Genomic DNA, 13,913 nt, shown 5'->3' with positions numbered 1-13,913 from the left:
GCGGACTGTATGCCTGGCTCCCCGCCGTGACGACGGGAAATTTTCGGCAGCGCGATCGGACGAAACCATTCGTCCGATCGTTTGCGGACCGAAGAATCGCCGCTAGGCGACCGCGGCCCGCTTCACCGCTCCGCCTTTCTTGGCGGTTCCGGTGGGAATCAGCCGATCGGTGTTGGCGTAATCCGACAGCAACTCCGAGCCTTTGGCGGTCACCAGCAACATGTCCTTGTTCTGCATGCCGAAGCCATGGCCGGTGTCGTAGCAGAGCGGCTCGAAACCGAGCACCATGTTTTCCTCCAGCGGCGCGTCACTTCCCGGCTTACCCAGCACCGGTGTCACTCCGAGGTAAGGATCCTCGTGAAGGTGCAGGCCGATGCCGTGCCCCACGAAGGAAATCGGCGGCAGATTGAGCTTGCTCAGCTTGGCGATGAACGCATCGTAGATCTCGCGACAGCTCGCGCCAGGCTTCACTTTCTCCATGATCTCGTACTTGCACTCGACCAGATGCGCCCAGATCTTTTCGGCCACGGGTGGCGCCTCGCCGACGAACGCCGTACGACAGACGCCGGCCTGGTAACCGTCGATGACGGAGAAGATTTCCACGCGACAGATGTCGCCGCGCTTCAGGATGCGCTCCGACGGGCCGACATTGGGCAACACGCTGCGTTCGCCGGTCGCCACGATCATGAGCTTGAAGTGATCGGCCCCCAGGGAATACACATTGCGGGTGAGATGGCCCGCGATGTCCATCTCGGAATCGCCTTCATCGACCACCGCGAGCGTATCCGTTATGGCCTGATCGGCAATCCGGGAGAGCCTGCGCAGAAGCGCAATTTCCCCCGGTGTCTTGATTTGACGAAGCCGCGCCAGGATCGGCTCAGCGTGCTCGAATTTCGCCGCCGGCATGGCCTTCATCAGCCGGGCAAAGTCACCGGCGGGCAGGTAGTCCATCTCGAGGCCGATGCGAGCCTGACCGAGACCGAGACCGGCCAGCTGATCGGCAAGCACAATCATCGGATCGTCGCTGAACTCGGCCCAGATGCGGGTCGGCACGTCCGGCTGGCGGCGCTTGATGGTCGACGCCTCCATATCGACGCCGAACAGGGCCTTGCGGCCGTCGGCGGTGACGATGGTCATGGCATGGCGGTGACGGATGAGAGGTTGCGAGGGGACCACGAACCCGGCGGTATAGGAGAAGTTCTCCGGCGAGGAGCAGATGATGGCATCGAGCCCATACCGGGACATTGACTCGACCTGCTTCGCGACGATTTCTGCCCGCATGATTTCTCCTCTTCTCTCCAGGCTTCTTTGTTCCGCGCTCAATCACGCACGCGGTATTTCTCGATTTTCTTGAGATCGACATCGATGCCCATCCCGGGGCCGGATGGAACCATGATCGCGCCGTCGACCACCTTCATCGGCTCGACGAGCAGATCATCCTTGTAGTAGATGCCACCAACCTGACCGTGCTGGAATTCCGCCGGCGTCGAAACCGGAATGACGCAGGACAATGTGACGGCCGGCGATGCCGCGGCGAGCTGGACGTTGGCGAGATTGCCGATGCCCGTTTCGATCGAGCCGTTGACGTTGCAGATGATGCCTGCGGCGCGGCACACCGCACCGACTTCCGTCGCCTTGTACAGACCGCCGGCCTTTGTCGTGTAGATGGACACGATCTGGATTCCGCCGGACCGGACGATCTGGATCGAGTCATGAGCATTCCACGCCGACTCGTCGGCCATCACCGGCGCGTCGATGCGACGACCGACCTCGGCAATGCGCTCGATTCCCATGACCGGCTGCTCGACATATTTCAGCCGGTTCTTCTCCATCCGCCGAACGACCTGCACCGCCTCTCCCGGCGTCTTGTAGCCTTCGTTTGCATCGACGCAGATTTCGACGGCGTCGCCAGCGACCTCTCGCACGGCGTTGACCATGGCGACATCCCGGTCGGGCTCGACCCCGATCTTCACCTTGATGGTGCGCACCCCCTCCTTCACGAGCTTTGCGACCTCGAGACGGGCCTCTTCGATCGAGATCAACCCGATGGAATGCGTCACCGGCACACGATCGCGCGCCTGTCCGCCGAGCAGGGTGGAGACGGGAACACCGAGCCAGCGACCAGCCAGATCGTAGGCGGCGAATTCGACGGCGGCCTTGGAATAGGGATACCCCCTGATGATGGCATCCATCCGCGCATGCAGCTCGGCAATATTGCCGAGCTCGACGCCGACAACGGCTGGCGCGAGATAGGTGTCGATCACGGTGCGGGTGATGAGCGCGGATTCGCCAAAGTAGCGCCCGAATTCGCCGCCCCAGTCCTTAAGTGCCGGCGCTTCGCCCCAACCGACCCTGCCGTCGCTGTCCACCATCTTGACGATGACGTATCGGCCGATCACCTCGGTCAGCCCCGCCCATTTGTGCTCGCGCCGCGTCGGCAGTTGAACAATCAATGTTTCGATGGATTTGATCGTGGGCAAACCGGCCTGCCTTTATCTGTTGTCGCTGCGAATTAGGCTCGATACACTGGCATTGCGATCTCTTAGTGTGATCACACTTTATGATCATGTAAATGGAAGATCAAGTGCCGCAGCACCGAATTCTCGCCCGACATGGTGCTGCGCTGCGAAGTCGCGGCCAGAGGGGGAACGAATTGACCATCGTCGAAACAACCAACTATTTCGCCAAAGACGGCCAAGCGCCGGTGGTGCTCCAACAACGACGAAGAGCGACAGCGATCAGGCGCGCGCTCGGCCTCGAGCCCGGAGACATTTTCGTTCTGCGCGAGGGCAACGGGCCCGATGTCCGATGGGAATGCAGATTTCCGTCTCGCGAAGCCTATGAGGCCGATCTTGCCGTCCGGGGCGGCTCCGAGGCATTTGCGGAAGCGCGCCAGACGATGCATACGCTGCTCGAACGGTTCGAGCGACACGTCTACGAGATGGACGATGGTCGCTGAACTGGAGCGCCGGCGACAACTGCATGCCGTTGTCATGGGAGTGGCCGTTCTCAAACGAACGCGCGGCCTTGGCTCGCCCGGCGAACTATCGGAGATCCAGATAGTTCGCATTGAGAATGCTGATTTTTAAAACCTTTCCAACAATGGGACTTTTGCCCACCGCGTTCAACAGGCGGAGCAAAAGAGGAGCCCATGCCGTTCATTCAAAACACCTGGTACGCAGCCGCATGGTCGACTGAAGTGACCCGCAATCTGCTGGCCCGAAAGATTGCCAACGAGAACATCGTCTTCTATCGCACCGAAGCCGGCAACGTCGTCGGCCTTACCGACCGCTGCCCGCACCGCTTTGTTCCGCTGCATCTCGGACGGCTCAAAGGCGATAGCGTTGAATGCGGCTACCACGGCCTTTGCTTCGACCAGACCGGCGCGTGCACGCTCAACCCGCATGGCGACGGACAGATCCCCCGGGCGGCCAAAGTCAAGAGCTACAAGATCGCCGAGAAGCATGGCGTCGTGTGGCTCTGGCTTGGAGAAGCGAGCAAGGCCGACGAATCCACAATTGCGGACTTCAGTGTCCTGACGAACCCGAAGTTTCGCACGGTTTGCAGCTATCTTCACGTCCAGGCGAACTACCAGCTCATTTCCGACAACCTGCTCGATCTGAGCCACGGACAATACGTCCACCCGATGTTCAAGAACGCGGAGGGGCCGCCACGGTTCGAAGCCGAAAAGGATGCGCAATCCAACGAGGTCTGGGCGAAATTCTCGCGCCCCAATCAACTGCCCAACAAGTATTTTCAGATGCTCGGATATCCCGGGGATCAACGAGGAGACCATCGCAACTTCATGCGGTGGAACCCACCGTCTCTCCTCCTGCTCGACGTGGGCATGACGGGCGTCAACAGACCAGTCGAGGAAGGAATTTCGATCCCGACCTCGCACCTGCTGACGCCGGAAACCGAAACGTCGTCGCACTACTTCTGGGCGATGTCCCGTGACTTTCGCCAGAACGAAGACGACCTCAGCCAGGAATTGCTGCGGGTCGGCGTCGCCGTTTTCGATGATGAGGACAAGCCGGTCATCGAGGCTCAGCAGCGCGCGGTGAATACGAGCGAGCTCATGTCGTTGAAGCCGGTCCTTCTGCACACCGATGGACCTGCCGTCAGGGCGCGGCGGATCGTGGAAGCCCAACTCCAGGCTGAACAGAGTTAGTCGTCCCGCTGCCGCTTCGCGACAGGAAGAACTCCGGTCGCGGATGCGGTCGTCCGATTTCCTCCCAGACTTGGCCGCCACGTCTTGCTGGCGGCCACTTTTTGGGCCGCGGGTCGGCTGTCGCCAGCGCGCCCACTCTGGAGGCTCGCTGCTGGATCGGGGATTCCAACGCGAGAGTGGACTGTGCTAGATTTCGAGGACTATCTCGTCGGACAGCGAGCGTGAGCAGCAGATGGCAATCCGATCATTCGTGAGCTTCTCGGCGGCCGTTTGGAAGCTATCCCTGTGCTCAGGCTGACCTTTAAGCACTCTTGTCAGACACGTTCCGCATATTCCCTGCTCGCACGACAGATCGACGCTTATTCCATTTTCTTCGAGAACCGTCGCGATGGATTTGTCACCGGGCACCGTCAGCCTCCGGCCGCTTCGTGAAGCAACGACAGTGAACGAGTGTCCGCCTTTGACATCGCCACCTGAAAAACTTTCGGTATGCAGCCTTTCGTCCGGACAACCTGCTCTTCTCGCACCGGACACGGCAAAGTCCATAAAGCCCTTGGGACCGCAGACGTAGACTCTTGCCTGCGAAGAACCGAACTGGATATCTCTCTCGGGCAGAAAGCACTGGTCTGCCGGCCCGTTGTCGACATGTAATCGGAACTTGCTCGCAAATGGCGTCGCCGCGATTTCGTCGAGGAATGGCGCGCGATCCAAGGTACGGACGCACAAGTGAAGATCGAATTCTGCGCCAAGTGTCTGCAATCTGTACGCCATCGACAGCAGCGGAGTAATCCCGATCCCTCCCGCAAGAAGGATCGCACGTCCGCCGTCTTCAATGAGCTCGAAATTATTGCGGGGTTGCCCGATCTTCAGGCTCATTCCCTCACGAAACGTCTCGTGAACCGCCCTGGATCCTCCTCTCGAGTTCGCATCCTTCAGGATTGCAAGTCTGTAGTAGCTTGATTCAGATGGATCATTGCAAAGCGAATACTGACGCACGATCCCGTCCGATACGTGAACGTCAACGTGCGCACCAGCAGAAAAGGCCGGCAATACGCTGGAGGTTGCCGACTCGAGCTCGACGCTCACAATGTCGGTCGCGATGTGATGTACTTCTCGAATCCTCACATCCATCGTATTTCTCGAATCGACCATCGCCATAACAGCCAGATTTTGTGAAAGATCAGCTCGGCGGCCAACTGGTCGCTTGCTGACGGCGAAGGTTATTCAATTCGACTCGATGGCGGAAATTGGTTTATTGGAGCCGAACTATCGACCTGATCGATAGCTCGTGTGTTCAGGGGACGGAGGGCAGCCTACTTCTTCAGCAAATCATTGGTGTAGAAATCGGCAAGCGGCTTGGCCGACTCGAGATGCTCCGTCGCCGACAACAGACTTAGCGCATCCGATATCGTCTTGTCCTTGATCCAGCCAACGGGCTTGCCTTGCCCCGACGCCATCGTTTCCGAAGTTGCAACGATCTGAGCCTTTATCAATTCGTCGGAAGGAGCCGCACTCCAGGCCTTCTTCAGGGCGGCGGCCGCCATCGCGGGCTCCGACCTCGTCAACTCGATTGCCTCCGCAGTCGCAGCGAGAAAGCGCCTGAGCAGATCCGCCTTCTCAGTAATTCCCTTATTGCTGGCAACGACGGCCAGTCCAGGAACACCGAGGCCAAATTTCGGCAGGTCCAACACGGCAAACTTCTTGCCGGTCCGCTCTTCGACCAGAGGAAGGTCGACGTTTGTATAGACGGAGATGAGATCCACGCGCCTTTGGATGAACTGCGCGAACCTGAGCTGTGGATCGAGTTGAACCTTGTTGATCTTGTCGCAGCTAATCTTGTTCAAGGCGCAAAAAACATCGAGGTAGGTTGTGGCTGGATCCCCGACCGACACGGCGACCGACCTCCCCTCCAATTGCGCCGGTGTCGTCACCTGCTTGTCGGGCCAGGAGATGAAGGCCATTGGGGCTCGCTCCTGGTATATCGCGGCTAGCTTGACCGGCATGCCTTTCTCGATCGCCGAAATGGCGAAGATCGCCGGCACGATCACGACATCTTCGTTGTCGCGGACAAGTCCACCGAGCGCGGCTTGCGCACCCGCGCCTTCTCCGAGGACCACGTCGATTCCGTTTTTCTGGTAAAGGCCCTTCTCCTTACCGAGATAAAAGAACCCGTATTCTCCCTTCAGCTTCCAGCTAAACCTGACGTTCACCGTGTCCAACGCGCGCGCCGCCGTCGTGAAGGACGACACGGCGATTGAAGCTGCGACAAGAAGCTTGAACAGTCTCGGCATGGGTGCCTTCCTCTTTGCGGACCAGCGCGCCGGATCGCTGAACATCCCGTTGCAATCACAAACTTGATCTAATATTGTGATCACATTTAGTTCGTGTCAAGCGGTTGCGTGCCGCCGCAAGCGGAAAAGCTCAATAGCCATCCGCGTGTCGGATACATTCATGCCCGGGATGGGAGGCCAGACCTCCTTATAGTGCCATGGAAACCCCAAAGAGGACCCCCATGCGATTCCGGCACCTGGATATGAACCTGCTCGTCGCACTGGATACGATCTTGACCCACCAGAACATATCGCGGGCCGCCGAGCGATTGTTTCTGAGCCAGTCCGCCACCAGCGGAATCCTGTCCAGACTGCGGGAACATTTCGAGGACGAGTTGCTCGTGCGTCGCGGTCGCCAAATGGCTCTGACTCCTCTCGCCGAAGAACTGACCGGCCCGCTTAGGGCCATTCTGACCGAAACGGAAAAGCTCCTGGCGATGCGAAGCTCCTTTGATCCCGCGACGTCCGAGCGGCAGTTTACGATCGCGTGCTCCGACTACGTATGGGCAACGCTTATTGTCGATATCCTGGCTGAACTGCGTACGACGGCGCCTTCGGTGGACATCTTCTACCAGGGTCCAAGCACCCGTTTCTTTCGGACAGAAATCGATTTCCTGATCGTTCCCGATCGCTTCATGTTGGAGGACTGTCCATTCACTGCTCTCCCCGCAACAAGTTACGTGTGCATCGTGTGGCAGGGCAACGAGACTGTCGGGGACAGCCTGACGCTCGATCAGTTCCTCGAGATGCGCCATGCACAAGCCTATAGCGAACGGACGACGTTCATCGAGACCTGGTTCTTCAAGCAATTCGGTCGCGCTCCCCGAGCCGGGATAACCGCGCCAAGCTTCACGCTCATTCCGGAGGCCATCATCGGGACACGCTTCCTGGCGCTGATACCCGCAGACCTGGCAGAGCGCGCAGCGACCACCTTACCTATTAGGAAAGTGGAATCTCCCATATCGCTTCCGCTCATGACGGACGTCCTTCAGTGGCGCATCTCCCACGAGAGAGACCCCGGGCTGCAATGGTTACGATCTCTCATTCAAGATGTCGCGCAGCGACGACACCAGCGCCTGATTGCACGCTCGTAGAGGGACGCGCTCGGATACTGCCCCGGTATGTGCGGTGTTTCGAGCCGCATGCAAGAAGAACGCGGCTGGCTATTGTCGAGGAGTGTAGAAATCGACAATCGCGGTCACCGTTGAGTACAAAAATGGCCTCGGCGGCTGAGCTTAGTTTGAACAATTTGAACCGGGCCGCCGCTAGTCGCAATTTGCTCCTGAGCGGACAGCGAGGCACCAAGAACATCCAAACTATCTGATATTCTTTGCAGGCAATTTGCTTGCAAAACTGAGAATCGCCGAAGCGATTTTTTCCGGTTGCTCTGGTAGCATCGCGTGGCCTGCGCCATCGATATCGACCAATACGACGCGATCACCCATTGCTTCTTTCATCATATGACCATTTTCGGGCGGCGCTACAGCATCCTGCAGTCCCTGGATCACCAAGAGCGACATAGTTGAGCCAGCATTCCACCAACCTTCGACTGGAGTTGCTTTCAACGCGGACATTTGTGCTCTTGATACCTCAGGATACCAACCATCGCGCCATGCGTTCTGGTCATTGCCGGGAGCGAAGAACGCGAACTTCACATCTTGCATCCGTTTCTCAACGGGTTGGTCAAGCCGAAAGCTTCCCGCTAGAGCTTCCTGAGCACCTGGCTTAAGCGGCGCCTTGCCACCTGCGGCGATCATAATCACGGCTCGGACCAGATCCGGGCGATCAGATGCAAGGGTCCGTGCAACACGCTGCCCAAAAGCATGGCCAATTACAATGACCGGCTTAGCGGGAAGCGACTCGATGACCGCTGCGGCATCCGCGGCCAGATCATGCAATGTGATGTCATTCATCGGCCCCGTGCTCTTCCCAACCCCACGCGGCTCCGGACGAACAGTGGTAAAACCCGCATCGACCAATCGGCGTGACAGGCCGTCGAAATCGGTGGCGCCGCGCCCGAGCGATGCGATCATCAATACTGCTGGCCCGCTGCCGTCGATCTGAAATTCGACCTGCCCGCCGGTTTTGGTTGAGATAACCCGGTCGTCAGCGTGCGCGGACGTGAGCGCACTCATCGTCAGGGCTGCGAAACCAATCGCGATCAACGGCGCAACATTCTTCATGCAGCTATCTTCCAGAGCACAGTGTGACGAACCGCAGCAATGCACGAGACTCTCGAATGGGAGCGCAATTGTAGAACGATGTCGAGGATTTTCTTCCGATCGCCGAAGCTATCGATCGTCAATGTCCTCACGCGCGAGGTTCGCCAGGGACGTTTCGCCCACCGCGCGACCCATCCAACCTTGCCCGGGTCGCTGACAGCCCTCGCGGCGGCAACCGCCTGGTTGGCGCGCCCTTGCCGCCAAACAGTTACTAGTAGCCGCGAGGCGTGAAAGCTCGTTATTCAACTAGCTATGACTCAGCCACATCCATTTTGCCGCGATCATCTCAATTCGCGTCCCATAGTAGCGCAGCTCCCTAAACGCAATTCGTCGCTCCGAGCCTGGAGGAAGGCGAACGACCGAATCCGCTAATGCTCGAAATTGCTCAAACAAATTCACTAGCTCCTGCTCCCGATGCCAGCGGAAATCGGCGTCGATCATCGGGCAATTCCAAGCAGTGTGCCCCTTCTTTCCACCACTTGTCGACCTCAATGCCCACGCCCCTTCATCCGAAAAGCGAAACTTGGACTAGCCGCGCAACGCGCATTAGCGCTAAACTTGACATCTAGCCGATTACCGAACCGGCAATGCATGTGGTCAAGTCATCTCTTCAAGACGGCGCAATCATGCGCCGCTTGCCAGTGGACGAACACGACGTACGTTCGAGCAAAGCAATTCTCCGCTGTTATGAACGTTCATCGAGTTAGTTGGGCTGTTAGGATGCCATAGACCATATTAGCTCTGAACTTTCGCTCAGCGTTCGGTCCTTCGAAAAGGAGCAAGGCTCGCGTTAGAATCGGTAGCGAGCCCCCACCGTCGCATTGAAATTCGAAGTGTGAGTGTAGCCGTTGGAGAACCCACCGTTCACCCAAGTGTGAGACAGGCCGGCATACCAGTCCAGCCGCTGCGTCATCTGATAATCAATCGTTCCAGAGAGCCAATTGAGTTTGCCTGCACATTGAGCCAGCGTCGCGGTTCCGGCTCCAGGATTGGTGCAGGCTGCTCCGGCGCGCACATAGCTATTCTGGTCCACGGTGTACCACGCTCCCGCAACCACCCACTTCGGGGTGATCTGCCAACGAGCGCCAAGCCAATAGACATCCAGCTCCCTCGCCGTCGTAAAGGACGTGAAGGTGGTGGGAGTGAAGTTTAACCGGTAGCCACCGATCGTTCGGTAACCGGCCGGAAGCACGCTCGAAGGATTCGTCATCGAGATGTTTTCATAGCCGCCCATGGCGGTAACACCCGGAAGGCCGAGCGTCTTGAAATTGTAGAGCGCCATGATCGACCACGCGGTGTTGTCCGAAACCGTGGCGTTCAGGACGTCAAGATACTGACAATCAGCAAGGCTCACGCCCAGCGACTGGCAGCTCCCGGCCGCTTTGGCTGTCGAATTTGTCAGGGATGACGCAACGATGCCATCGTTAAAATGCCCCCATGTCGCGCTGAGCTTGGCTCCATCGAACAGGCCCCAACCATCGACTCCCGCACGAAGAGCCCACGCTGTACCGCCTTGATCAGCGCCCGCAAACCGATACTGAGCTGCGAAATTGAACTGGCCGATCGTTTCCTTGTACTTAAGCGAGTTGTTCCAGTGCTTGTCCTCTGTCGCACCGAAGCCTCCCGCGTATGTGCCCGACGTGCCAAAGAGCGAATTGGCAAATGACAATTTCTGCGGGTCAAAGACCGCGAAGTCATCAAACATCAAGCTGTTCTGACGTCCGAAACGAAGCTCTCCAAGAGTCGTATGCTTGAAACCGGCCCATGCTTCTCCATTGAAGATCTGCCCACAACGACTGCTGTCTGAGTTCGCGGTCGTGCCGGGAACGTTGCCGGTGCCGTTAGCACGAACGAGCGATTTGCAGGAATCCTGAATGGCCATGAACGCTGGATTGAAGCCGCTTTGCAGGTCCGAGACGAAAGACCATCCCTGAAGGCTCGGCGTCGAGAACAGTTCGTCAAGCTTCTGCTCCGTCCGAATGCCGAGTAGCGACTGGCTCATGGCATTGTTGGTGAACGCGAACCGCGGCCCATCGCTGTTCTTGGCAACGAGGTACTGTCCGTTCATGTATGGGCTCGGCGGGACGCCGTGGTCCTGGTACGATCCCGTCAGATCGAAAATTCCATAAACCGTAATACCGGCATACGACAACTTTCCAGGTTCACCGTCGAATATCGTTGAAGCGATCGAAGCCGGCGCCGTACGGGCTTCCTTGGTGGCCATATCGCCCGCATTGGCCGGACCGGCCGAGCAGGCGCCAGCCGAAAGCAGGACGGCTCCCATCAACGCGCGCCGAATCGTTGTATTTCGAGTCAATGTTATCCCCCCACGCGTAGAGATCCGTACAGATCTTTTCGCCCCGAATTCGATTCCTTGACTTTGTGCCCAGCAGTCCAATGGGTTTCAATCTCGCGGAAAGGCATAACAGTTATAGCCGGATCCCCTTGGCTCACTGTGGCAACGCACGCGCACGACCTAACGGCGTTACACTTCGGGATGAGCAGTGCGCGCGAGCCCCCAGACGAGAAACGCCGCGCACACCGCGCAAGTAGAGAGCCCATCAGCGCTTCCTGACTTCAGAGCACATGTGCTCTCTCACCAAGTTGGGCAGCCATAATAGGGCATCGATCTGGCCCGCCTTGATCAGGCACACCTCTGTACTCGTCAGCAGAGCTGAGCGAATGGTCGGAAACCGCCGGGAAACGCTGACGAATGGCCGACAAGACCGCTTTCGTTGCAATAGTCTGGGGCCTTTGCATGGATGTTGCGACAAACAGTCTGGGCACGGGAAGTGGGCCCGTTAGCCGTCGGAAATCCAGCGAGCCGTCTTGGGCCTGTGTGCGCACGACATTGAACGGCAGGATGGTGAAGACGATCTTCTCGCGCACCAACTCCAGCAGGCTTCCGGTGCCAATCACTTCCAGGCTGATCGTTAGGTCGATGCCTGATTCACGCGCCGTAGTATCCAGCGCGTTTCTGAGGCGATGGGGCCTCGGCGCGAGAGCCAGCGGCAAGTCCTTGACATGCTCCAGCGAGATATCGTCACCAAAATGAGATAGGCTGCCTGGTGCTCCTACCAGGACGAAATGGTCATCCATCAAATGGTCGATATTGAGCGTACTTGTGTTGGGTGAGTTATAGAGAACCGCAATGTCGACAACCCCGTTGGTCAACATCTCGATGGCCGTTGCGGAATATGCTTCGATAAGATTTAGGACGATATCCCGGTACTCTTGCCTGCAACGCTTGATCAAGTCGATCGTCAGCACGCTACCCGACAGAGGCGGCAGCGCAACGATCACATTTCCAGACCGCGCTCCGCTGAGTGCTCGCAATTCGTCCTGCGCATGTGAAAGGCTGCGTAGGATCGACGTCGCATGCATCAGCAGTTGATCGCCGGCTCTGGTTAGCGAAATTCCCCGGCCGTTCCGGTTGAAGAGCTGAACGCCGTGAAATTGTTCCAGACACCTTATTTCCCTGCTGAGGATCGATTGACTGATGGAAAGAGCGTACGCCGCCTTTGAAAAGCTTCCCGCTTCCGCGACCCGCACGAAAAAATAGTAGGGCTTCAGATCGAGCGCGGCTCGTTGTTTAGGAGGCAAAATCATGTGATAGACTTCACCATTTTCGGGTTGGAGTCGAACTGGAGGGAGGCATCTTAGAAGGAGGTCGGCGCTCCAGTTCTTCACTGGATAGGCCTTTCCAGAAAAGCGACGATCGTCGTTCGATTGGCTAGGGAGACAACTCCTCCAATGCTCTTCCCTTGGTCTCAATTCCACCCAGCGCGGTAATCGCGGCACCTGCCAGCAGAACGCAGGCAAAGACACCAAAGACGTACTGGATTCCAAAACTCGCGATGATCCATCCCACTACAATCGGACCGGCAGAGGAGCCGAGACGAAGCCAGGCGCTCCCGAACCCCGTTCCGATTGCGCGCAGCCGGGTTGGATAGAGCTCGGACGAGTAGAGATAGAGTGAGAATGTGATCGTCTGGACGATGGCGTAGGCGAGACCCGCAAGGACCAGGACCTGGGTCGCACCGCCGGCTCCGAGCAGGGCGAGCAAGGCCAACGGTATGGGCGCGAGCAAGAAGGCTACGACATACCAACGTTTGCGCCCCACCCGGTCGATCAATAAGGCGCATGCAACGGCAGCGACCACGCCTGCCACCGACGTCAGCAGGCCATAGCGCAGGCTGGTCTCGAGCGGCAGATTGAAGGTCTGACGGTACAGCGTCGGCAGCCAAGTGATGATGCCGTTTGCAACGAGGTATGACGAGAACCACATGCCCCAGATCGTCAACGTCCGCGCGCGGTAGATTCCCTGAAAGAGTTCACGCCAGTCGGTTACCGATTTGGTGGGCGCGCCGACTGAAGGCTGCGGGTCGACAAGAATGTGGCCGCTCGCGACCGCACTGCGCTCCAAGGCTGAGACGATGCGGTCGGCCTCGACATAGCGTCCGCGCCCAGCGAGCCAGCGCGGGGACTCCTTCATGAAGAAGCGCAGAGGGATGAGGATCGCGGCCGGGATCAGTCCGACAACAAACATCGCCTGCCAGCCGAAGCGTGGCACCAGCACGCTACCGATCAGGCCAGCTCCGACGAGGCCAAACAGGAACATGACTTCATACAACAGGAAGAAGCGGCCACGCCCCTTGGAGCTGATGAACTCGTTGATATAGGCACTTGCAACCGGCACCTCGCCGCCGGTTCCGATGCCCTGCACAAGGCGAAAGAGCATCATGGACAGGGCACCCCCGGCGAACAGGCACGCCACGTCCATGCTGACAAAGAGCAGGATCGTGCACAGCAAGATCTTGAGGCGTCCGAAGCGCTCGGCAAGGGAGCCAAAAAGAACAGCTCCAAAGACCTGCCCCAAATATCCCACCGAAAGGATCAGGCCGGTCTGTTGCGGATTAAGGCTCCATTGCTGAACCAGAACCGGCATTGCGTAAGCAATGGCAATGACGGTGTAACCATCGAAGAATGTTGCGGCCCCGATCACGTTACGGGTCCAGAAGACCGGTCGGGTCACCGGAAGCCGCTCAATTCTGGCACCAATTTCTTGTCTACCGTCCAACTGCGTGGTGGCCGAAGTCGGCACGCCGGCCTGCGCCGTCATGAGCATGATCTCCTCCGTTTTTCGGCTTTTTGCCGCTATATCTTTGCTTGGCCACGTCGTTGGCCGAT

At 58.3% G+C, this 13,913-nt stretch carries 12 protein-coding genes; 3 read left to right on the top strand and 9 right to left on the bottom strand.

Annotated elements, in window-relative coordinates; genetic code table 11:
- Window positions 1-102: 102 nt before the first annotated feature.
- Window positions 103-1,281, bottom strand: coding sequence for a M24 family metallopeptidase (locus ACWAT4_RS08715; RefSeq protein WP_212427167.1), 1,179 nt, complete (start codon window positions 1,279-1,281; stop codon window positions 103-105).
- Window positions 1,282-1,319: 38 nt separating this feature from the next.
- A complete protein-coding gene (locus tag ACWAT4_RS08710; RefSeq protein ID WP_449730362.1) occupies window positions 1,320-2,480 on the bottom strand; it encodes a mandelate racemase/muconate lactonizing enzyme family protein in 1,161 nt (386 codons plus the stop codon).
- A 173-nt stretch (window positions 2,481-2,653) separates the two neighbouring features.
- On the opposite strand from ACWAT4_RS08710, the gene ACWAT4_RS08705 reads away from it, so the two are divergent.
- Together ACWAT4_RS08705 and ACWAT4_RS08700 are read left to right on the top strand one after the other, a co-directional pair.
- Window positions 2,654-2,959 carry a hypothetical protein gene (locus ACWAT4_RS08705; RefSeq protein WP_449730361.1) on the top strand — a complete coding sequence of 102 codons (306 nt, stop codon included), beginning with the start codon at window positions 2,654-2,656 and terminating at the stop codon, window positions 2,957-2,959.
- A 240-nt stretch (window positions 2,960-3,199) separates the two neighbouring features.
- On the top strand, window positions 3,200-4,171 hold the full coding sequence (locus ACWAT4_RS08700; protein WP_449730360.1) for a Rieske 2Fe-2S domain-containing protein: 972 nt from the start codon (window positions 3,200-3,202) through the stop codon (window positions 4,169-4,171).
- A gap of 186 nt (window positions 4,172-4,357) precedes the next feature.
- Here ACWAT4_RS08700 and ACWAT4_RS08695 read toward each other — a convergent pair whose 3' ends face one another.
- A complete protein-coding gene (locus ACWAT4_RS08695) occupies window positions 4,358-5,302 on the bottom strand; it encodes a PDR/VanB family oxidoreductase (protein ID WP_212427163.1) in 945 nt (314 codons plus the stop codon).
- Window positions 5,303-5,484: 182 nt separating this feature from the next.
- Window positions 5,485-6,507, bottom strand: coding sequence for an ABC transporter substrate-binding protein (locus tag ACWAT4_RS08690; protein ID WP_449730359.1), 1,023 nt, complete (start codon window positions 6,505-6,507; stop codon window positions 5,485-5,487).
- A 197-nt stretch (window positions 6,508-6,704) separates the two neighbouring features.
- Here ACWAT4_RS08690 and ACWAT4_RS08685 point away from each other — a divergent pair, with 197 nt between their 5' ends.
- Window positions 6,705-7,595, top strand: a complete 891-nt coding sequence (locus ACWAT4_RS08685) for a LysR family transcriptional regulator (protein ID WP_212427161.1) — start codon at window positions 6,705-6,707, stop codon at window positions 7,593-7,595.
- Window positions 7,596-7,817: 222 nt separating this feature from the next.
- Here the strand turns inward: ACWAT4_RS08685 and ACWAT4_RS08680 are convergent, their stop codons facing one another.
- From ACWAT4_RS08680 to ACWAT4_RS08660, 5 genes are all read right to left on the bottom strand, one after another.
- Window positions 7,818-8,684 (bottom strand): alpha/beta fold hydrolase, encoded by an 867-nt coding sequence (locus ACWAT4_RS08680; protein WP_449730358.1) that lies wholly within the window; start codon window positions 8,682-8,684, stop codon window positions 7,818-7,820.
- A 285-nt stretch (window positions 8,685-8,969) separates the two neighbouring features.
- The gene (locus ACWAT4_RS08675) at window positions 8,970-9,164 is read right to left on the bottom strand and encodes a hypothetical protein (RefSeq protein ID WP_449730357.1); all 195 of its coding nucleotides are present in this window, start codon (window positions 9,162-9,164) and stop codon (window positions 8,970-8,972) included.
- 349 nt (window positions 9,165-9,513) lie between these two features.
- The gene (locus ACWAT4_RS08670) at window positions 9,514-11,007 is read right to left on the bottom strand and encodes a porin (RefSeq protein ID WP_212427159.1); all 1,494 of its coding nucleotides are present in this window, start codon (window positions 11,005-11,007) and stop codon (window positions 9,514-9,516) included.
- Window positions 11,008-11,300: 293 nt separating this feature from the next.
- Window positions 11,301-12,332, bottom strand: a complete 1,032-nt coding sequence (locus tag ACWAT4_RS08665) for a LysR family transcriptional regulator (RefSeq protein WP_449730356.1) — start codon at window positions 12,330-12,332, stop codon at window positions 11,301-11,303.
- 124 nt (window positions 12,333-12,456) lie between these two features.
- On the bottom strand, window positions 12,457-13,845 hold the full coding sequence (locus tag ACWAT4_RS08660; RefSeq protein ID WP_449731186.1) for an MFS transporter: 1,389 nt from the start codon (window positions 13,843-13,845) through the stop codon (window positions 12,457-12,459).
- Window positions 13,846-13,913: the final 68 nt, after the last annotated feature.

The organism is Bradyrhizobium sp. T-1 (assembly GCF_053592855.1).
The sequence above is the reverse complement of the archived record's forward strand: the minus strand, read 5'-3'. Positions and strand labels throughout refer to the sequence as shown.